Below are 20491 nucleotides of genomic sequence, written 5' to 3' on the forward strand. Positions count from 1 at the left end.
GACAGCAGCGGGAGATAGACAGTGTCAGATTATTCTTTGATTATTAATGGTGAAAAAGTAGCGGGAGCGGGAAGCTTTGACGTTATTAATCCGGCCACCGAAACCGTGCTGGCCAAGGCGCCGGATACCTCAGTAGAACAATTGGATCAGGCTGTGGCGGCGGCGAAAGCGGCGTTTCCAGCATGGGCCGCGACCGACAATGACACCCGCAAACAAGCTTGTCTGCAATTGGCGGATTTGCTGGAAGCCAACATCGACGATTTGGCCCAGTTAATTACCCAGGAGCAGGGGCGCCCTTTGCAGGCCTTCGGCGGCCAGGGTGCTTATTTTGAGGTAGGCGGCGCGGCGGTTTGGTGTCGCTCCAATGCGGCCTTGGAATTGCCTGTTGAAGTGTTGCAGGACGATGATGACATTCGTGCCGAAGTGCACCGTAAGCCTCTGGGTGTTGTGGGTTCCATCACGCCCTGGAACTGGCCGTTGCTGATTGCCATCTGGCATGTAATCCCAGCCATTCGTTCGGGTAACACGGTCGTGATTAAGCCTTCGAGTTATACACCGCTGTCGACCATTAAATTTGTAGAGCTTGCTCAGAGTGTATTGCCTGCGGGTGTTTTGAATGTGGTCACCGGTGAGGGCGAAATTGGCTCCGCGATGAGCACTCATCCGGACATCAGCAAAATTGTATTTACGGGTTCTTCTGCGACCGGTCGAAAAATCATGCAGAGCGCCTCGGTAAACCTCAAACGCCTGACTCTGGAATTGGGTGGCAATGATGCGGGCATCATTCTGCCCGATGTGGATGTTAAAACGATGGCGCCACGTATTTTTGCATCGGCGTTTACCAACAGTGGCCAAACCTGTGCCGCGCTGAAACGATTGTACGTGCACGAAAGCATTCACGATGAATTGGCGAACGAACTGGTGGCCATCGCCAAATCTGCGAAATTGGGTAACGGTTTGGAAGAGGGTATGGATTACGGCCCCGTAAACAACCGCGATCAACTGGACAAAGTCATCAGTTTGGCGGAAGACGCCAAAGCTCAGGGCGCGGAATTTTTGGTTGGAGGCGAGAATCATGAAGGCCCCGGTTATTTCTACCCTTTGACCATTGTGACCAATGTTAAAGACGGTATGCGTTTGGTGGACGAAGAACCGTTTGGTCCGATCTTGCCGATTGTTAAGTACAGCGATATCGACGAGGTCATTCAGTTGGCCAATGATAATGAGAACGGTTTAGGTGGTTCGGTTTGGTCCAGTGACCTGAGTAAAGCGACCGAATTGGCCATGCGCCTGGAATCCGGTACGGCCTGGATTAACAATCACGCTGCGATTCAGCCGAACGTTCCGTTTGGTGGTGTTAAGCAATCCGGTTTCGGTGTGGAGTTTTCGACCCATGGTCTGGAAGAGTACACCAGCATTCAGTCCGTGATTATCAATAAGAGTTAATTCTATTTAGTAGAGTAAGTGGTAAAAACGGTAACGTCTCCAGTGGTATGTACTGGGTATTTGCACTTTTTTGAGTGCGGTGAGTCAGTGCAGAGCTTGTTGTGTCTCATTATCTAATGTGACTTGGCGGGCCCCTTATCTCTTCATCGATATTGGGCTCGCATTTTTTATCTCTGGAGGACGCAGTCAATTTGCTATGCGAAGCGAGCACTTTGCACAATCAGACAAGTTTTTGCTTCACTTACAGACTAGATCCGTTTATCCCATGCCGGTATGTTATGGGGTATGATGTTGTTGATGACGTCCTGGTGTGTAGTGCCAGGTGACATCAGCGAATAATAAACGATAAAAATGCCGTGGAATCGATTATGAAATCTCTAAGGAGTGCGCTCCGTCTGGGCGCTTGCAGCGTTCTGGCATCTTCTGTTTTGCTGTCATCCCTGGCTTTTGCCTCTGCCAAGCAAGCCCCTGCGAAAGCCCCGCGTCCTGATTTGCCGCCGTTACCGATTGAAGAAACCGGTGCGGTGCGTACCTTGCCGGACACGTTTCCTGAATCCTGGATGTATGTGGATGAAGCTGCCTTTTTCAGTATGTTTGGTGGCAAAATTATTCTTCTCGATGTCGATGAGAAGAATCCTACCAAGCGTATTAAAGCTATCGCGGATAAGAACCTTCTGGGCAACTTTAAAGCCGCCCAAGGCCGTAATGAGTTCTACATTATGGAATCGTTCCATGCACGTGGCTCACGTGGACCTCGCGAAGATGTTCTGGCGATTTACGATAAAAACACCTTTAAAATTCTAAAGGAAATTGTTTGGAAAGATGCCACACGTCTGACCGCCTTGCCTGAACGTTATGCGATGGGCTTGTCGAAAGACGAGCGTTTTTTATACGTGGCGAACTTCAGCCCGGCGGCGTCTTTCTCTGTTGTGGATCTGGACAAGCGTGAAGTCATCGATGTCATTGGTACACCGGGTTGCGTATTGACCTACCCAACAGGTGAGCGCAGTGTGACTTCATTGTGCAGCAATGGCGGTTTGTTGACGACAGTGCTGGATGCGTCCGGTAAGAAAGCTTCCCAACATCGCGTTAAACCGTTTTTTGATACGGATAAAACCCCTATCTTTGAGCGTCCTGCGATTGTCGATGGCATGGCCTATTTTCCAGGCTTTGCCGGCAAGATGCACACGGTTGATCTGCGCGGTGACGTTGCCAAATTCGTTGAAACCTGGGAGTTGCTGACCCCGGAAGAACGCAAAACCAACTGGCGCCCAGGCGGCTTGGTGCTGAACGATAAAGACGAGCAGGGTTTAATGTACATCATCGCCCACGAAAATGGCGCGGATGGCACTCAGACTCACGGCGGCAGCCACGTTTGGATTATCGATCCCAAAAGCAAAAAGCGCCTGCGCAAAATCAAATTGCCAGGTTGGGGTATTTCCATTGCGGTGACTCGTGGCAAAGCGCCCAAGCTGGTCGTGACCAATGGCGATTTGAATCTGGATATTATTGATCCAAAAGACGGCAGTCTGATTCAGACCATCTCCGATTTTGGTAATGTCACGCCGTTACTCGTGAACAAGGCCTACTGATGTTGGTTTCTTTGCTGGCTCAAGCCGTAGCGCTGTTTTTGGTTTGGTTGCTCTTGCATGCAGCGAGGCATAAGTTGTTATCAGACAATCAGCATTACTATGAAAACCTGATGCAGAATTACGCTTATGTGCCTAGGTCGCTGCAGGGTATCGCCACGGTGAGAGCGATCGCTGCTGGTGAAATCCTGATAGCTCTGGGCTTGTTGTTACCGTTCAGCAAGACCCTTGCCGCGATCGCTTGCGCGCTGCTGATGTTGGTCTATGGTGCCTTACTCAGTGCACAATGGTTGCAGGGCAAGCGTGATATGGACTGTGGTTGTTCTGGGCCAGCGGTGGCCTTGAAAATCAGTCCCGCTCTGTTGTGGCGCAATCTTGTTTTGGCGTTGCTGGCCCTGTTTGCTGCCAGTGAGCCCTATGTCATGGCCGCTGAACTGTGGTTGGCCCTGGCTTTGGCAATTGTATTTAGTTTGGCTTACAGCTGCTGGGAAGGCTTACTGGCCAATGCCCAGCGCATTGAAGCAATGAGGTCTCGTTAATGGAATTTCTCGTCGTATCCAATATCGCTTTGTGGATTGGGCTGATCGTCATGGCGATTATTAATTATGCCCTGATTCGTCAGATTGGTGTGCTCTATGAGCGTGTGGCTCCTGCCGGTGCGCTGGCCATGAATCAAAAGCTGGAAGTAGGGCAAAAAGCCCCTGAGCTGTCTTTGCAGGCATTGGCGAATCAAATGGTGAATATCGGCGGTGTTCGCGATAAGTCCCAGTTGGTTTTCTGGGTATCTCCCGACTGCCCGATCTGTAAAACCCTACTGCCTGCATTGCGTTCTGCGGCGGCGGCGGAATCCGACTGGTTGGATTTGGTTCTGGCCAGTGACGGGAAACAACATGACCACCAAGCGTTTGCCAAGGCTCAGGATCTGGGAAGTTTTCCGTACATTGTTTCTGAATTGCTGGGCAAAACCTATGGTGTAGCCAAGTTACCCTATGCTGTTCTGATTGATGAGCAGGGCAATGTTGCTTCGATGGGCATTGTAAATTCCCGCGAGCATCTGGACAGTTTATTTGAAGCCAAAGAGCGTGATGTGGCTTCCATTCAAGAGTATATGGCAGGGCGGTAAGCGCTCTCATAAGAACAACAGAGTAGAGGCCTGATTCATGTCCATATTCGATAAGTTATTTGAAAAAACAGCTCGTTCCGCCGCCCAAAAAGGCTCCCGTCGCGGTTTTATTCGTGGTCTGGGTGCAGCTTTGGTTGGCGCGGGCTCCATTCCATTATTGCCCGTTGCTCGGGCGGCTGACGGCGGGCAACAATTGCCTCAAGACAATCGCCTTCCCCAGGATAGCGAAGCCGGTGATCCTGCCAGCTGTGACTACTGGCGTTATTGTGCCGTTGACGGCTTTCTGTGTGAGTGCTGTGGCGGTACTTACAACACTTGTCCGCCAGGAACCGAAATGTCTCCCATTACCTGGATCGGCACCTGCCGTAACCCAGTGGATGGTCGTAACTATGTAATCTCCTACAACGATTGCTGCGGTACAACTCAATGCGGCAGTTGTTTGTGTCAGCGCGATGAAGGTGATCGTCCTTTGTACCGTGCCGACAAGTCTAATGATGTGAACTGGTGCCTGGGTGCAAACAGTTCGGTTTATCATTGTTCAACGGCGATTGTCGTTGGTTTGGCTTTCGAGCAGTAGGGTATAAACATGCGAGTAGCGATGATGAAAACACTCGCGCCCCTGCTGATGACGGTGCTGCCCCTGAGTTCGCTCTGGGCAGCCGAAAGCAAGCCGCCTCTCACGGCTGAGCAGCGGGAGCAACGCGCCGAGTTCAACTACAAAATGTTTTGCCGGGGCTGTCATGGACCGGCAGGTGAGGGTGAAAAAGCGGTGCCTCACATGAACGGTTTTGTCGGTCATTTTTTAAAATTTGATGCTGGCCGCGACTATTTGGTGCAGGTGCCGGGCTCTGCAAATGCCGCCCTTAATGATGAGCAGTTGACCGAAGCATTAAACTGGATCGTGTTGAATATCTCTGGTGACAGTTTGCCGGAAAATTTCAAACCTTATACCGTGGAAGAAGTGGCCCGACTTCGCCAAGATCCACTTTTTGAAGCCTTTGAGTTTCGCAAGAAGCTGCTCAACGATATGTTGCAACAAGGCATCATCAAAGAGCTACCGGACCAACCGCTTAAGTAATAAGCGTTAAACAAAATAAGTGGCGTTTGAACGTCATAATCGATGATTGGCTATATAGAGAATCAAGCTATGATTTTTTCCCTGTTTAATCGAGCGTCTTTCCGTGCATTGCACCGAACCCTGACAGCTCTGCTGTTCTCGTTCATTGCTTTTGATGCATTGGCGGTTGATATTAAACCCCAGTTACAAATGTGTGCGACTTGCCATGGTATGAAAGGGCAATCCAACAATGATATCTGGCCCAATCTGGCGGGGCAGAAAGCCGGCTATCTCGCCCAAGAAATTCGTCATATTCGCGATGGCATTCGCATTGAACCCACTATGAAACCTTTTGTACAGTCGTTAAGTGATGAGCAGATTGATGCGTTGGCAAAGTACTATGCTGCCCAACCCCGCGCGAAAGCGAAGCAGGTAGAAAACAGCAGCGAAATGCCTGGTGCGCACGTTCGCGCTCGCTGTGTTTCCTGCCATGGTATGAAAGGTGAGACCGTAGATGAGTTGTGGCCTAACCTGGCCGGACAGAAGGCGACTTACTTGCTGAAGCAATTGCGTGATTACCGCAGCGGCAAGCGTAAGCACCCGATTATGAAAGTGATTGCCGATGAATTGAACGATGAGCAGAGCAAGGCCGTCGCAGAGTACTACGCGGCACAGTAAAGGCAGTTACGCTTTTCCTCGAATACCTTTTCGATTTTACAGTGGCCATTGATACATGGTCACTGTTTTCCCTTCTGGATGCTGTACATTGTCCAGCGCCGTAAAACCCAAAGCCTGATGAAAATGATGTGAATTCGGGTTGGGTGGGCTTTGATTCACTTCGCACACTAAGTGGCGAATATTGTTCTCTCGGCACCAACTTGCGGCGGTATCGTAAAGTCGTTTGCCAATTCCCTGGCTGCGTGCCCAGGGTGCGACGATAATGCGGTCGATGTACAGAAAATCTTCAGAGTTTTGCTGGAACCATTGAAAGTTAAATCCCTGATAGTTCTGGTTTTGATGTCTGAAAGCCACGATAAAACCAAAGATTTCCTCATCGTCATCCTGCAGGCATTCGCAATAATCGGCTGACTCCAGCAATTGGTAGAATTCTTCTGTTTCCAAGTGGTTCACATGGGGCACTTCGACATTATTGATCGCTGCCATTTGGGCGTAAGGGTATTGCTCGGCGTTTTGATGTTTGGACATAGTGATTTTCGAGTGCAGTGAATGTCGGATGCGGCGGCTTTCGAGTTCAGTGGTTTAGTGTCGTGGATATTCAGGGTGTTGTTGGTCAACGTAATAATGCACGCTTTCCCCACTGTCGGGAAGACAAATGTCCGCTAATCGTTTGAAGCCTAATTTAAGCAATAAATTTCCTGAGCGTTCATTATCCGAAGCCGTGATGGCGACGACAGGTTTGATCTCAAGTTGCTCCACGCCATATTGGTATACGCAGCGGCAGGCTTCGATGGCATAACCTTGCCCAAAAGCATGGGGGAGAAAGGCGTAACCGATATCGACGTGTTCCAGAGTCGGGCGATCAATAAAACCCGCGCTGCCTATGGCGTCGCCTTGCGGCCCACAAATCACATACATACCAAAACCGTTGTCCTGGTAAGACTTGAGAATATTGTTTTGAACGTGAGCTTCAGCGTCAGCGAGCGTATAGATACCGCGATCGCCAATGTTTTTCAGCCAACCTTCGGAAGTCATCAGCTCCAGAAAAAAAGCGGCGTCATCAATACTGGCTTGACGAATGAGAGTACGTTCTGTGGACAGGGGTAAACTTTGCAAAGTGGTCTGTTGTGACATGGTATTCCTGATGCTTATCCCAGTGGGTAATAGGGTTCTTCGGTGAGGCGTTTGGAGACCCACCAGTAATTGCCAAAGGGGTCTTTAATGCCGCCTTGGCGGTCGCCGTAGGGCATGTCCTCGGCATCGAACAGGCACTCGGCGCCAGCCTTAAGCGCCTGCTCTAGAGTGTGATCGACATCGTCGACGTAGAGATAATGGCTTTGCTGCAGAGGACCAATTTCGGTCGCCTCGCTTACCATAAAGGTGCAATCGAGAATGCGCAACTGTGCGTTGCGTATCATGCCCTGGGCCTCTTCACGTCCTAACTCTTCAGCGGCAAAGGCTTGTTGCGTAAACTCAATAAACGCCTGGGCGTTCTGCACAAAAAAGTAGGCTACAATTCTTGGAGTATCGGCAGGTAACACCATTGGCACACCTCAGGGATATAAATAGTATCCACAAGACTCTAATGGTCTGCTCGTTAAGGTCAAGTTAATATTTCTGATTTAGTTTTAACTCGCAGCTTTGCTGAAACCCGTTGATAAGTTCAGGGCCCAGGCCCGGGAGGCGATTATGCTAAAGCGATTATCGACAATCTCAATGGCCCTTGTTGCGTTGGGGCTTTCCAGTCAATTGATAGCCCATGGCTATCACCAGTCGTCATCTAAAAAGGTGTACCAGCACAGCCCTAAAGTGAAGCAGTTTGCGATTAAGGGGCATAAAGGCGCCAAGCATTGGCGGCGTAGCGGTGGACACCATCACCAGCCGCATTATCACAATAACAACCACGGTCATCGTCATGGTCATAGCCATGGGCATTACCATAACGACCATGGTCATCACTATTATGTAGAGCATGCCCATCAATACTGCCCCACGTATCGCTACCGCTATTCTTCGGCTCAAGGTGTTTATTTTAGTGTCGGTACAAGCGCTTATGGTGCCAAGGTGTATGTTCACAATGGCCAGCGATACAAACACCGTAAATATCGACATCGACCATCCGGTAAACTGCAGGTGACACTGGGTTTTTAATCAGTTTTATAAGCGTGTGAAATTAAGCGAACACCACAAGTCGGTTTCCGTGATAGTCGCCAGAAGGGGATTCTTGATTAGAATCTACTTCTCGCCGAATGTCTCTTGACCTCGGAAAAGTACTGGCGCATAGTCGGCTACCCATTTGAGAAATCCTGTCGCAAATGGGCAAAAAAAGATCTGTTATGAGAAGCGGACTATGCGTTTGATGCACACAATGTTGCGAGTCGCCAATCTTGAGCGCTCGATCGCCTTTTACACCAAGGTCATGCAGATGCAGCTACTTCGCCTGCAGGAGTATCCAGAGGGTGAATTTACCCTGGCGTTCCTGGGCTATGGTGATGAAGCCAGCAATACCGTTCTTGAATTGACCTATAACTGGGCTTCCGGGAATTACGATCTTGGTAATGCCTATGGCCATATCGCGGTTGAGGTCGAAGACGTCTACCAGGCATGCGAACAGATTCGGGCGGCGGGAGGCCAGGTGACCCGTGAAGCTGGCCCGATGAAGGCGGGAACCTCAATATTGGCCTTCTGTGAAGACCCTGATGGCTACCCCATTCAGCTGTTGGGCAAGCGCGGTTTACAGTAGGCGCTTCGAATTAGTCCTTTCTCTTCCTTATTATCCAGGCGGCCTGCGTCTGGATCGTTCATTGGTTGCACAAGCAAAACCTGTTAGAATCCGGCCCCTTTTCAGCTCTGGTCTAGACGTTAAAACGATACCGTAATCTACGGGCCCTATGATGGGGCACCCAGGCAATAGCAATGCACTCTGATAAATCGAGGCTCACATGTTTAATCTGATTCACGAAAAAGCGAATCAATACAATGTTAAGAACGATGTCCTGTCAGGCACGACGGTAGCTCTGGCGCTGGTTCCTGAGGCGGTGGCATTTGCGTTTGTCGCCGGGGTTGAGCCGATGGTGGGCCTGTATGCGGCGTTTATGATGGGCTTATTAACGGCCGTCTTTGGCGGTCGCCCAGGCATGATCTCCGGAGCGACGGGCGCCACTGCCGTGGTCATGGTCTCTCTGGTCGCTCAGCATGGTGTGCAATACTTATTCGCGGCAGTACTGCTGGCGGGCCTGATCCAAATTCTGGCGGGTGTATTGAAGCTAGGTAAATTCATCCGAATGGTGCCGCACCCGGTGATGTTGGGCTTTGTGAATGGCCTGGCCATTGTGATTTTCCTGGCTCAGCTGGGGCAGTTCAAAGTACAGGGCGCGGGGGGCCTTGAGTGGATGCAGGGCGAAGCCCTAATGATCATGGTGGGCCTGATCGCCCTGACTATGGCGATTGTTCATTTTCTTCCCCGGTTGACGACGGCCGTCCCTGCAGGCTTGGTGGCGATTATCGCGGTTACCTTTATTGTGATTGGTCTGGATCTTGAGGCGCGTTCAGTTATCGACTTTGTTCGCGATAGCCTGCCTGCTGAAGAAGCGGCCACCGCCACCTTGAAAGGCGAGTTGCCAAGCTTTGCGATCCCGGCTGTACCGATGACACTGGAAACCCTGTGGATCATCTTGCCTTATGCGGCCATTATTGCGGCCATTGGTTTGATTGAATCCTTACTGACCCTGAGTCTGATCGATGAAATTACTGAAACCCGAGGTCAGGGCAACCGTGAATGTGTGGGGCAGGGTATTGCCAACAGTGTGAATGGTGTCTTCGGTGGCATGGGTGGCTGTGCCATGATTGGCCAGAGCATGATCAACATTAACAATGGTGGTCGTGGTCGCCTTTCCGGTATTACCGCCGCCTTGGTATTGCTGGCCTTTATTTTGTTCGGCGCTCAGTATATTGAGATGATCCCATTGGCTGCGCTGGTTGGAATTATGTTTATGGTGGTTCTGGGGACTTTCGAGTGGTCCTCGCTGCGTATCATTCGCAAGATTCCACCTTCTGATGCCTTTATTCTGATTCTGGTGTCAGGCGTGACCGTGGTTTATGACTTGGCGATCGCCGTTATCATTGGTGTGATTGTGTCTGCACTGGTGTTCGCCTGGAAGCACGCGAAGCACATCATGGTCGATACCTATACAGATGAAAACGGCTACAAAGTATATGATTTGCGTGGCCCGATCTTCTTCGGTTCCATCAGCCATTTCCGCGAATTATTTGATCCAAAGAACGATCCTGAACATGTAGTGATTGAATTCAAGCGCTCTCGCGTCAGCGATCATTCGGGCATCGAAGCGTTAGATGCATTGGCACTGCGTTATCAGAAAGAAGGCAAGACACTGCATTTGCGTCACCTGAGTCCTGAGTGTCGTAAATTGTTGAAAAATGCCGGCGATCTTTGCGAAGTGAACGTGATGGAAGATCCGAATTATCGCGTTGCTACGGACGTGCTGGCTTAACTCAGTGCGTCTATGCCAGGAGTCGAATGGATCGACTTCTGGCTATTCTCCCTTGCAACTCTCTCCTGAATTTTTCGGCTTTTTATCTGCTGTTTAGAGTCGTGCTCTTCTTTCTTCGCGTTACGTATAATCAACTGCAGTCGCGGCTGACCAGTTTATTTTGTCGTGTGATTGAGCGTCGCAAGTAGTCCAGCGTTTGTTCGGGAGCGCCTTCGAGCTTGCGTTGTTGGAATTGGGTTTGCAGTTTACTCATACGAGTACGACTGCTGGCGCAGCGGCGATGCTTTCGACTCAGTTCCTTAAGTCGTGCTTGATCGCGTTCACTCATAGTTTTGCTGAGCTCTGTTGTTTCTCGAGCGGGAGTTTGGGCTTGAGCGGGGGCCACTTCAAGAGTTTCCTCGGGCTCGCTGACCACTTTCTGAGGGGGCGTTTCTTTGCCTTCGGCTAACACTTCCTCGGTGTTGTTGTTTTCTTTTTCCTGAGAGGGCAGAGCTTCGATCACTTCGGGCTGCTTTTCGTCGGCTTCCTTGATCAGGGTGGCACCGGGACGAGGTTTGTCGCTGTATTGAAATTTTCCCGATTCGTCTTGCCAGCGATAAATCTGAGCGTGTGATTCCAAGCTGGCCGCCAGGAGGCTTAAGGCACAAATGACGTGGCTAACTGGCTTTTGAAAAAAAGCGGAGCTTTGGTTCTGTAGGGTTGCTGGGTTCATCCTGGGAAACCTTCAAATCTGACACTTTGTAGCCGGACGCACCACACCGGTAAGTCCATCATATTAACACTACTCGGGAATGCAACCCGTTAACCCCACCTCAATTCCATCGGAGCTGAAAACCGTTCAATCGGTCGATTGAACCGCTCAGGTGCGTATTCGGGAAACATTATTTTTCTATTGGGCTGAAGAGGCGCTGAATATGGCGTTGTAGGGTGATTTGGGCAAGTTGCCAGTTCTCAGGATTGTTCTCGACGACCAATAGATATTCCAACCATTGGATAACCCCATGCAGGGATTGGGCATCGGCTTCCGGAGCGTCATTGCCCAGCCGTTCCAGAAATTGCTGGATGGCGGTCAATATCTCCCCCCGAAGTACCTGATACTTTTCTTCCAGGCTTCGGTTGTGCAGGGTCTCGTTGAGAAACGCGTGTTCCAGGCGCCTCGATTCCACGTCATCTACCTGGCGGCGAATGTGTTCCATGACCAGAGCCGATGCTTCAACCGACAGGCTTTCCAGTTGGGCGGCGGAAGGTGCGTTATCACTCAGCTCGGCTAATCTGTTCTGGTAGAGGGCCAGAGTCTGCGCTTTTAGCCAGGCACTCCGGGCCTGACTTTGTTCGATGAAAAGACCAAAGGCGTCATTGATCAAGTCTTTGATGTCTTTGAAGTAGTAGGTTGTGGCTGAAAGTGGAACCTCGGCTTCCTTGGCAATGGCGCGGTGGCGAACAGCCCGGATACCATCCCGGGCAATAATTCGCATGGTGGCTTCAAGAATTTCCTTGCGACGATGTCGGCTGTTGGCCCGTCTCGGCTGACGCCCTTTTATGTCCAGGCCGAGGTTCTTACTGTCGTTTTCGTTTTCACCTGCCATGATGATGGGTCGTACCTTCTCTGACGAATAGTCTCTATCGCTGATCAGTCTAACTGATATGGCCGGTGGTGCGAACCCGTCGGCTGCCGGCCGCTTTCGGTGCCTGCTTGGCTTTGGCTTTTTGTTGTTGATAGTGATCGATTGCATTTTTTGCGGCGATCAAAAATCCGGTGACGATAAAAGCGCCCGGGGGGAGAAGAGCAACGAGCAATCCCGGATAGTCTTTACCAAACACCGCAATTTCCCAATTTTCCGCCACGGGTCCAAGAAGAAGATCCATGCCAGCGAACAAGGTTCCTGCGCCCAGCAGCTCCCGCGCCGCACCCAGTATCAACAGGACGATAAGAAAACCGAGGCCCATCATTACGGCGTCGACGGTCGAGGCCAGGACACCGTTCTTACTGGCGAAGGCGTCTGCACGTCCCAGAATGGTACAGTTGGTCACAATCAGCGGTATGAATATGCCCAGAATTTGATACAGCTCGTAGGTGAACGCCTGCATCAGTAACTCAGTTGCCGTAGTAAAAGAAGCAATGATCATGACGAAGGCGGGCAGCCGCACGGCATCGCTGACGGCATGACGAATCAATGAGACGCTGATGTTCGACCCGAGCAGTACCAGAAGGGTGGCCAGCCCCAGCCCGAGGGCATTGACCACCGAGCCGGTTACGGCCAACAGTGGACACAGGCCGAGCAGCTGCACCAGCGCCGGGTTGTTGGTCCAGAGGCCGTTCTTGCTGATGTCGGTGTAATTTACGGTTTGATCACTCATGGTGGGATTCTACCTTGGCGATGGGGGCTGCTTCACGCTGTTCAACAGATGGTTGATTGTTCAGCCATTGGCGAAAGGCTTGGACAGAGGTTTTGACTTGCTTGATGACAGCACGGGGCGTAATGGTTGCTCCGGTAAATTGATCAAAGTCACCGCCGTCTTTCTTTACGGCCCAATCACTTTCGTTTTGTGGAGTCAGTGAGCGCCCGGTAAAGCTTAATATCCAGTCACTTTTTTTCAGCTCCACCTTGTCACCCAATCCAGGTGTTTCTTTATGGGCCAGCACTCGCACACCGCTAACGGTGCCTTCGGGGGTAATGCCCATCAGAATTTTAATGTCACCGCTGTAACCATCCGGTGCCGTAGCAGGAACCAGATAGGCCAATACTTTATCGCCTCTCTTAGCGACATGCACTTTTTCGGAATCTCTCCAGAATAATTTTTCCTGCAAAGACGTCGGAATCTCCAGGGATTCAGCCAGCATATCGTTGTCGTGTTTGTCCGGCAGACTGGAAATGATTTCCAACAGCGCCTGTTCGGCGGCTTTGCGTTGAGCGGCAGCAATGCGATCCTTGGTGAGCAGTTGGGTGCCAGCCAGAACGGCGGCCGTGAGCAGGGCAAAGGTGCCGAGGATAATTGCGTTTCTACTGATGGAATTCCCTAAGCTCATGGTTCCTGCTTCTCCGTCGCTCGGCGCGCTTTGTCGTGACCATAGCTGCGCGGTACGGTGTAGTAATCAATAAAAGGAGCGGCGAAGTTCATCAGCAATACCGCAAAGGCGATGGCATCGGGATAGTTACCCAATACCCGAATGATGTACACCAGAGCACCGATAGCTGCCCCAAAAATCAGGCGACCGCGGGTGGAAACGGTAGAGCTCACCGGGTCGGTCACAATAAAGAATGCTCCGAGCATCGTGGCTCCACTGAATAAATGCAAAGTCAGCGAGCCGCCAGATTGTGAACTGCCGGCATCATAACCAAGCAGGGCACAGAGGCTGAGCGCGGCGAGCATGCTGACGGGTGCATGCCAGGTAAACACTTTCTTATACAACAGGTACAGGCCGCCCATTAAGAAGCCGAGGTTCACCCATTCCCAGCCTGCACCCGCCAGGGCGCCTGTACGAAGCAGTGCATTGTCGGCGTAAACCTGACTCATCAGCTGGCTGTTGTTTTGCTTCACAATGTCCAGTGCAGTTGCGCTGGTGTAGGCGTCCAATCCTTCGCCGGTAAAGACGTGCTGTAAGGCGGCGCTAATGGAAGGCAGCTGTTCGGCCAAAGGCAGTGGAGCGGGCCATTGACTCATTTGCAGAGGGAAGGATATCAGCACCACTACATAACCGACCATGGCGGGGTTAAAGGGGTTATAGCCCATACCACCGTAGAGTTGTTTGGCTAACACAATGGCGCTCAGGCTAGCCACAGCCACTACCCACCAGGGGCAATAGGGCGGCAATGCCAGACCCAGTAAAACCGCTGTCACGGCTGCGCTGTAATCTTGCAAATAGAAGCTGAGTGGGCGTTTGCGCAGTGCCAGAATCGCCGCTTCCGCAGCGAGACAAAACAGCAAGGCCAGCATGATATTGAGCAGACTGCCCGGACCAAAGAAGTAGGTCAGCGCCGCGAGGCCCGGCAACGTCGCCAGGATAACGGTGCGCATGACTGAACGGGTATCAATCCGACCGTGAGCGTGCGGCGAACTGGCGCGCAGGAATGACATTATTCGGCCTCCAATTCAGCGAGTTTGTTTTGAAGTTTTTCCAAGCCCAGCTTGAAGGCATCGATATTGTCGTTGTTTTCGGCCATGGCATTGTCCAGCCGTTGCTGGGCTTTATCGATTCGCTGTTTGAGGGATTCTACCTGTGCTTGCCGTTTTTCTTCGGGACTCATACTGGCTTGAGCGGCGGCTTTTTCTTTCGCTTTGGCGATGGCGGCCGAGGCGGCATCTTCCACGGCGGCGACCACTTGGGGTTCTGATGCGCTGGCTGCCGGAGAGTTGTCTGATGGCTCTGCTTCGCGAATTTCCTGTTTTACGGTCGCAATTTTTTCCTGCAATTTGGCGACAGCCGTTTCTAAGGCGGGACGTTGATCGGCGTCCGCCGACGCCAGTTTTTCTTCGCTCTTATTCAGGCGAGATTCCAGGGACTTTAAACTGCTTTGCAGTTTTTCCGTCGGTGACATGCTCAGCCTTTGCATGGCTTTGGCCTTGGCGCGTTCAATGGGATCTTCAATACTGTCGGGATCAACAGGAGACTCGTTGCCAGGGCCAGGAGCAGTGGCCTGCAGGTCAGTGATTTCCTGTTTCAGGTCACTGATTTTTTGTGTGAGCTTGTCGACCGCTGCATTCATAGCCCCTTTCTTGTCTTCATCGGCCTCGGCGGCTTTCTGTTGGGCTTTTTTGAGGCGTTCCTGCAGCGAGTTCAGTGTGTTCCGGGCTTTTTCCAGTGGCGACATGCTCAAGCGCTGCTGGGCTTTGGCCTTTGCGCGCTCAATCGGATCGTCACTGTCGACTGCCAGACTGCTACTGTTCTGGCTTTGCTTAAATTCGGCCAGCTTTGTTTCGGCGTCTTTCATGCGCACTTGCGCTTGCTTGAAGCGGGCTTCCAGTTTGGCTTTCTGTTCATCAGTTTCCGCTTGTTGCCACTTTTCCTCAGCACTCTTGGCGCGGTTGCTGGCATTGTTGAAGGCGCGCTCCAGTTTTGCCAATTGCTCGGCTGGGTCGTCTTGTTGAGCCTGGACCCGAGCCATGGCAGCGGCAACGGGATCGGCAGGGGCGCTGCCTGGAGCGGGCTTGGCTGCGGCTTTCGCCTTGGCAGCTTCGGCGGCTTTCTTGCGGGCGAGACGTTTGGCTTCTTTTTCAGCCTCGGCTGCTTCAATGCGTTTTTGTCGGAATTCAAAACGCTGGCGGGAGCGGTCGGATTTTTCTTTATCGATTGCTGCCTGGCGAATTTCGCCTTTCGACGCACGGTAATACTGCACCAGAGGAATGCTGCTTGGGCAGACGTAGGCGCAGGCGCCGCATTCAATACAATCCATCAGATTGTGTGCTTGCAGACGATCGTGATCTTTAGCCTGGGCGTACCAGTATAGCTGCTGGGGCAGCAGGCTTGCCGGACAGGCTTCGGCGCAATGCCCGCAGCGGATGCACGCTTGTGCAGGTTCCGGATCAGGCATTTCCTGATGACTGGGTGCCAGCAAGCAGTTACTGGTTTTGACCAGCGGAGCGTTTATGTCGGGCAAGCTGAAACCCATCATGGGGCCCCCGGCAATCAAACGTGCACAGCGATCCTCGTCAAAGCCAAACTGCTTGAGAACGAATGCGCTGGGCGTACCGATTCTCACCAGAGTATTGCCTTGTTGCTTCAGGCTTTCACCGACCACGGTCGTAATTCTTTCTGTTAGCGGTTTGCCATATCGGATGGCTTCCCAAATGGCCACCGTGGTGCCAACGTTTTGCAGGACGATTCCAATGTGTGCCGGCAGTCCGCCGCTTGGGACTTCTTTACCGGTCAGAATTTGAATGAGCTGTTTTTCGCCACCCGAGGGGTATTTCGTGGGAAAGCTCACCACTTTAATGTGGTCAATGCCCGGGACTTCACTGGCATCCAGATGGGCCAGAGAGTGTTCCAGTGCCGCGATTGCTTCGGGTTTGTTGTCTTCGACACCGATCAGAATATTGTCAGGCTCGCCCAACATATGAGCGAGCAGAGCACAGCCGCGAATAATATCGTCGCTGCGTTGCTGCATTAGAACATCGTCAGCGGTGATATAAGGCTCACACTCGGTGCCATTAATAATCAGAGTATCGATTGGGCTGGTAGCGGGCGGACGCAGCTTAACGGCGGTTGGAAAACCCGCACCGCCCATACCGGCAATGCCGGATTGGCGAACGCGGTTCAGCAGTTCATCAGTCTCCAGCGCGTAGGGGTTTTCGGTTTCAGTCCGTGGCACCCAGCGATCTTCGCCATCGCAGCGAATAACAATGCAATCGCCCCATAAGCCAGAACTGTGAGGAATTGGACGGGGTTCTATTGCAATGACCTCGCCAGAACTGCTGGCGTGAACGGCCGCGCTGAACGGACCATTCGGCTCTGCGATCATCTGTCCTCGCAAAACCTTGTCGCCAATATTAACGATCGCTTCTGCCGGAGCACCAATGTGTTGGCTGAGCGGTAAAATCAGCTCGGCGGGAATGGCGCTGTGTTGGAGTTTTGTCTGCAGGGATTGTTGTTTGTTTTCCGGCGGATGCACACCACCACGTAAAGGGTAAATTAACTGACTCATGCGGCATCACCCTCGACATTGGGAGAGCGATCGCTCGCGATAATGGTTTGCTGGTTTACGCCATCAAGCGGCGAAGGCAGTTGCCATTTCCAGTTGGTCAAGGTGATTTCAACATCGCGCATTTCAATACAATCAACCGGGCAGGGTTCGACACATAAGTCGCAACCGGTGCATTCATCTACGATCACAGTGTGCATATGTTTGGCAGAGCCCAGGATGGCATCCATTGGGCAGGCTTGGATGCACTTGGTGCAGCCAATGCACTCGTCTTCGCGAATATAGGCCACTTGGGGAATGTCAGACTCGGCGCCGTGTTCGGCGTCCAGTTCCGGAGCGTCCACACCGAGTAAGTCAGCAATTGCGTTAATGGTTTCCTGGCCGCCGGGCGGGCATTTATTAATTTCTTCGCCGTTCGCAATGCCCTCAGCGTAGGGTCGACAACCTGGATGGCCACACTGGCCACACTGGGTTTGAGGCAATAAATTATCAACCTGGTCAATAATAGGGTTACCTTCGATTTTGTACCGCACGGCGGCGAAACCGAGAATGGCACCAAACAACAGGGCGAGACCGCCAAGTACTAATAATGCTAACAACAGGGGGTGTAGGTTACTCAGATCCATGGGCTAATTCGGTTTACACCAATCCTCCAAAACCCATAAACGCCAATGCCATCAGGCCGGCAGTTACCATGCCAATAGCGGCGCCTTGAAAGGGCGCAGGTACATCCGCAACAGCCAATCGTTCGCGCATGGCCGAAAATAAAACCAACACCAGAGAAAAACCAATGGCAGCACCGAAGCCGTAAAAGGTCGATTCCATAAAATTATGGTTTTTATTGGTGTTCTGCAGAGCGACCCCCAGAACGGCGCAGTTAGTGGTGATCAAGGGAAGAAAAATACCCAGCACCCGATACAGCAGTGGACTGGTTTTTTCGATGAACATTTTTGCGAACTGCACAACAACAGCAATGACCAGAATAAACGCAATGGTGCGAAGGTAATCCAGCCCAAGAGGGGATAGCAAATAATTATTGACGAGATAGCTGCAAATACTGGCGAGGGTCAGCACAAAGGTCGTGGCGCCACCCATGCCAATGGCAGTTTCAAGTTTATTGGATACGCCCATAAAGGGGCACAGTCCTAAAAACTGTACCAGAACAAAATTGTTCACCAGTATGGTGCTGATCAAAATAATGGCGAAATCAGCCATTGTCGCTCCACTATCTGTCATCACTCCGATTTTTGAAAAATCGGTATTGCTATGGGTTTACTCGCTAATTCAGCGGGCGAACCGGATGTTTCAGCGCATCCGTGTTCACGGAATGTTTTACATGACCCTTTGGCCCGGCTTGGCGCCGCTGTGCGGCTCAAGCAAATAGATTTCCTTATCGCCTGGCCCTGCGGCCAGCACCATTCCCTCAGACAGGCCGAACTTCATCTTGCGTGGCGCCAGGTTGGCTACCATAACGGTGAGCTTACCTTGCAGGTCTTCAGGCGCATAAGCGCTTTTAATGCCTGAGAATACCTGGCGAGTTTCGCCACCGAGATCCAGGGTCAGCTTCATTAATTTTTTAGCGCCATCGACATGCTCAGCCTCTTTGATGAGGGCAACACGTAAATCAACTTTGGCAAAATCATCGAAGTTAATTTCGTCGGCAATCGGTTCCTCAGCCAGGGGGCCGCTGGCGGCTGGTTTTGCGACGGCTTGCATTGCTTCGGCTGCTGCTTGTTTGCTGTCTTCTACCATGGCGGAAACTTTGTCGGACTCAATGCGCATCATCAGCGGTTTAAACTTATTGATGACACCAGCGCGGTAGCTCAATGGCGCTTCCCAGCTCAGGGTTTCACCCAAGAAGACTTCCGCTTTTTCAGCGGTGGCGGGCAGGACGGGTTTGAGGTAACGCATCAGTGCGCGGAACATATTCACACCCAAGCTACAAATGTCCAAAACCTTCTGTTCATTGCCTTCTTCTTTTGCCAGGCTCCATGGCGCCTGCGCCGCGATGTATTCGTTGGCGGCATCGGCCAGAGCCATAATTTCACGCATGGCTTTGCTGTATTCGCGCTGCTCATACAACTCTGCAATGTGGTTTTCGGCATCCAGAAATTTCTGCCACAGTTCAGCATCGGCAATGGTGCCGGACAGCTCACCACCGGATTTTTGAACAAATTTTGCAGTACGGCTGGCGATGTTGACCACCTTGCCGACCAAATCAGAATTCACACGCTGAACAAAATCTTCCAGATTTAAATCCAGATCATCCACGCTGGAGGTTAGTTTGGCAGCAAAATAGTAGCGCAGGTATTCCGGGTCCAGATGGTTCAAGTACGCAGCGGCGTTAATAAAGGTGCCGCGAGACTTAGACATTTTTTTGCCATCGACCGTCAGGAAACCATGCACGTTCACGGCCGTTGGTTTGCGATAACCGACAGAATGCAGGATGGAAGGCCAGAACAAGGCGTGGAAATTTACAATGTCCTTGCCAATAAAGTGGTAAAGCTCGGCGTCGCTGTCAGCTTTCCAATATTCGTCCCAATCCAGGTTTTCCCGGTCGCAGAGATTTTTAAAGCTGGCCATATAGCCGATAGGTGCGTCCAGCCAAACGTAAAAATATTTACCGCTTTGCCCTGGGATTTCAAAACCGAAATAAGGGGCATCGCGGGAAATGTCCCATTCCTGTAAGCCAGTATCCAGCCATTCAGCTAATTTATTGGCCACTTCGGGTTGCAAGGTTCCACTGCGAGTCCAGTCTTTCAGGAAATCGGTGAATTCCGGCAATTTGAAGAAAAAGTGCTCGGAATCTTTAGCGATCGGAGTTGCGCCTGAAATGGCGGATTTCGGATTGATCAGTTCGGTTGGCGAGTAAGTCGCTGAACACACTTCGCAGTTATCGCCGTACTGGTCTTCGGATTTACATTTAGGGCAGGTGCCTTTGATGTAACGGTCCGCCAGGAACAGTTCTTTTTCCGGGTCGTAGGCCTGGGTGATGGTGCGGCTGGCAATGTGGCCATTTTCCTGCAGGCGCTTGTAAATCAATTCGGAGTACTGACGGTTTTCTTCCGAATGGGTTGAACCGTAGTTATCGAAGGCAATATGAAAACCAGCGAAATCTTTTTCGTGGTCTGCTTTAACATTCGCGATTTGTTCTTCAGCGGTAATGCCGAGTTGTTCGGCTTTCAGCATGATCGCTGTGCCATGAGCATCGTCCGCACAGACATAGTGACAATCGTGGCCACGCAGTTTTTGGAAACGCACCCAAATGTCGGTTTGAATATATTCGACCAGGTGGCCAAGGTGGATAGGACCATTGGCATAGGGCAGTGCGCTGGTGACCAAAATTTTACGGCGCTGACTCATTGACAGAAACTCGCTCTCTTTAACGTGCCCACAGTGGGCGGTTCAAACGGAATAATCTTGTGTACATGTTCTTCAACATGCCTGGG

General features: G+C 51.5%; 22 protein-coding genes. 10 read left to right on the top strand and 12 right to left on the bottom strand.

What is annotated here, in order from left to right; translation table 11 throughout:
* Positions 1–21 precede the first annotated feature (21 nt).
* The 7 genes from ABWW03_RS07090 to ABWW03_RS07120 all read left to right on the top strand — a co-directional run bounded on the left by ABWW03_RS07090 (position 22) and on the right by ABWW03_RS07120 (position 5893).
* Positions 22–1446: an aldehyde dehydrogenase family protein gene (locus tag ABWW03_RS07090; protein ID WP_353407312.1), complete on the top strand. Its 1425-nt coding sequence runs from the start codon at positions 22–24 to the stop codon at positions 1444–1446.
* A 368-nt stretch (positions 1447–1814) separates the two neighbouring features.
* Positions 1815–3038 carry an amine dehydrogenase large subunit gene (locus ABWW03_RS07095; protein WP_353407313.1) on the top strand — a complete coding sequence of 408 codons (1224 nt, stop codon included), beginning with the start codon at positions 1815–1817 and terminating at the stop codon, positions 3036–3038.
* Positions 3038–3574, top strand: coding sequence for a MauE/DoxX family redox-associated membrane protein (locus ABWW03_RS07100; protein ID WP_353407316.1), 537 nt, complete (start codon positions 3038–3040; stop codon positions 3572–3574). Before ABWW03_RS07095 ends, ABWW03_RS07100 begins: the two co-directional genes overlap by 1 nt.
* Positions 3574–4158, top strand: coding sequence for a redoxin domain-containing protein (locus ABWW03_RS07105; RefSeq protein ID WP_353407317.1), 585 nt, complete (start codon positions 3574–3576; stop codon positions 4156–4158). The genes ABWW03_RS07100 and ABWW03_RS07105 overlap by 1 nt, the downstream gene beginning before the upstream one ends.
* Before the next feature lie 37 nt (positions 4159–4195).
* The gene (locus tag ABWW03_RS07110) at positions 4196–4735 is read left to right on the top strand and encodes a methylamine dehydrogenase light chain (protein ID WP_353407319.1); all 540 of its coding nucleotides are present in this window, start codon (positions 4196–4198) and stop codon (positions 4733–4735) included.
* A 9-nt stretch (positions 4736–4744) separates the two neighbouring features.
* The gene (locus tag ABWW03_RS07115; protein WP_353407321.1) at positions 4745–5236 is read left to right on the top strand and encodes a cytochrome c, class I; all 492 of its coding nucleotides are present in this window, start codon (positions 4745–4747) and stop codon (positions 5234–5236) included.
* A gap of 69 nt (positions 5237–5305) precedes the next feature.
* The gene (locus ABWW03_RS07120) at positions 5306–5893 is read left to right on the top strand and encodes a c-type cytochrome (protein ID WP_353407322.1); all 588 of its coding nucleotides are present in this window, start codon (positions 5306–5308) and stop codon (positions 5891–5893) included.
* A gap of 36 nt (positions 5894–5929) precedes the next feature.
* Here ABWW03_RS07120 and ABWW03_RS07125 read toward each other — a convergent pair whose 3' ends face one another.
* Genes ABWW03_RS07125 through ABWW03_RS07135 form a run of 3 tightly spaced genes read right to left on the bottom strand, consistent with a single transcriptional unit; the run spans position 5930 to position 7437 of the window.
* A complete protein-coding gene (locus tag ABWW03_RS07125; protein ID WP_353407323.1) occupies positions 5930–6421 on the bottom strand; it encodes a GNAT family N-acetyltransferase in 492 nt (163 codons plus the stop codon).
* A 54-nt stretch (positions 6422–6475) separates the two neighbouring features.
* Complete coding sequence (locus ABWW03_RS07130) at positions 6476–7027, bottom strand: GNAT family N-acetyltransferase (protein WP_353407324.1); 552 nt, start codon at positions 7025–7027, stop codon at positions 6476–6478.
* 14 nt (positions 7028–7041) lie between these two features.
* Entirely contained in the window at positions 7042–7437 is a 396-nt protein-coding gene (locus ABWW03_RS07135) for a VOC family protein (protein ID WP_353407325.1), read from the bottom strand.
* 145 nt (positions 7438–7582) lie between these two features.
* Here ABWW03_RS07135 and ABWW03_RS07140 point away from each other — a divergent pair, with 145 nt between their 5' ends.
* The 3 genes from ABWW03_RS07140 to ABWW03_RS07150 all read left to right on the top strand — a co-directional run bounded on the left by ABWW03_RS07140 (position 7583) and on the right by ABWW03_RS07150 (position 10404).
* A complete protein-coding gene (locus ABWW03_RS07140) occupies positions 7583–8044 on the top strand; it encodes a hypothetical protein (protein WP_353407327.1) in 462 nt (153 codons plus the stop codon).
* 199 nt (positions 8045–8243) lie between these two features.
* Positions 8244–8636, top strand: coding sequence for a lactoylglutathione lyase (gene gloA, locus ABWW03_RS07145; RefSeq protein WP_353407328.1), 393 nt, complete (start codon positions 8244–8246; stop codon positions 8634–8636).
* Positions 8637–8835: 199 nt separating this feature from the next.
* Positions 8836–10404: a SulP family inorganic anion transporter gene (locus ABWW03_RS07150; protein WP_353407329.1), complete on the top strand. Its 1569-nt coding sequence runs from the start codon at positions 8836–8838 to the stop codon at positions 10402–10404.
* A gap of 130 nt (positions 10405–10534) precedes the next feature.
* Here the strand turns inward: ABWW03_RS07150 and ABWW03_RS07155 are convergent, their stop codons facing one another.
* The 9 genes from ABWW03_RS07155 to metG all read right to left on the bottom strand — a co-directional run bounded on the left by ABWW03_RS07155 (position 10535) and on the right by metG (position 20405).
* Positions 10535–11116, bottom strand: coding sequence for a DUF4124 domain-containing protein (locus tag ABWW03_RS07155; RefSeq protein ID WP_353407330.1), 582 nt, complete (start codon positions 11114–11116; stop codon positions 10535–10537).
* Between the two features lie 169 nt (positions 11117–11285).
* A complete protein-coding gene (locus tag ABWW03_RS07160) occupies positions 11286–11990 on the bottom strand; it encodes a TetR/AcrR family transcriptional regulator (RefSeq protein ID WP_353407331.1) in 705 nt (234 codons plus the stop codon).
* 49 nt (positions 11991–12039) lie between these two features.
* Positions 12040–12762 (bottom strand): electron transport complex subunit E, encoded by a 723-nt coding sequence (locus ABWW03_RS07165; protein WP_353407332.1) that lies wholly within the window; start codon positions 12760–12762, stop codon positions 12040–12042.
* Positions 12755–13432 carry an electron transport complex subunit RsxG gene (gene rsxG / locus ABWW03_RS07170; protein ID WP_353407333.1) on the bottom strand — a complete coding sequence of 226 codons (678 nt, stop codon included), beginning with the start codon at positions 13430–13432 and terminating at the stop codon, positions 12755–12757. The genes ABWW03_RS07165 and rsxG overlap by 8 nt, the downstream gene beginning before the upstream one ends.
* Positions 13429–14481 carry an electron transport complex subunit RsxD gene (gene rsxD / locus ABWW03_RS07175; RefSeq protein ID WP_353407334.1) on the bottom strand — a complete coding sequence of 351 codons (1053 nt, stop codon included), beginning with the start codon at positions 14479–14481 and terminating at the stop codon, positions 13429–13431. Before rsxD ends, rsxG begins: the two co-directional genes overlap by 4 nt.
* Positions 14481–17045 (bottom strand): electron transport complex subunit RsxC, encoded by a 2565-nt coding sequence (rsxC, locus tag ABWW03_RS07180; RefSeq protein ID WP_353407336.1) that lies wholly within the window; start codon positions 17043–17045, stop codon positions 14481–14483. Before rsxC ends, rsxD begins: the two co-directional genes overlap by 1 nt.
* Positions 17042–17668 carry an electron transport complex subunit RsxB gene (gene rsxB / locus ABWW03_RS07185; RefSeq protein WP_353407337.1) on the bottom strand — a complete coding sequence of 209 codons (627 nt, stop codon included), beginning with the start codon at positions 17666–17668 and terminating at the stop codon, positions 17042–17044. Before rsxB ends, rsxC begins: the two co-directional genes overlap by 4 nt.
* A 13-nt stretch (positions 17669–17681) precedes the next feature.
* Positions 17682–18257 carry an electron transport complex subunit RsxA gene (gene rsxA / locus ABWW03_RS07190; protein ID WP_353407339.1) on the bottom strand — a complete coding sequence of 192 codons (576 nt, stop codon included), beginning with the start codon at positions 18255–18257 and terminating at the stop codon, positions 17682–17684.
* A gap of 117 nt (positions 18258–18374) precedes the next feature.
* Positions 18375–20405 (bottom strand): methionine--tRNA ligase, encoded by a 2031-nt coding sequence (metG, locus tag ABWW03_RS07195; protein ID WP_353407340.1) that lies wholly within the window; start codon positions 20403–20405, stop codon positions 18375–18377.
* Between the last annotated feature and the right edge of the window lie 86 nt (positions 20406–20491).

Source organism: Pseudoteredinibacter isoporae, assembly GCF_040372805.1.
Lineage (GTDB): Bacteria > Pseudomonadota > Gammaproteobacteria > Pseudomonadales > Cellvibrionaceae > Pseudoteredinibacter > Pseudoteredinibacter isoporae_A.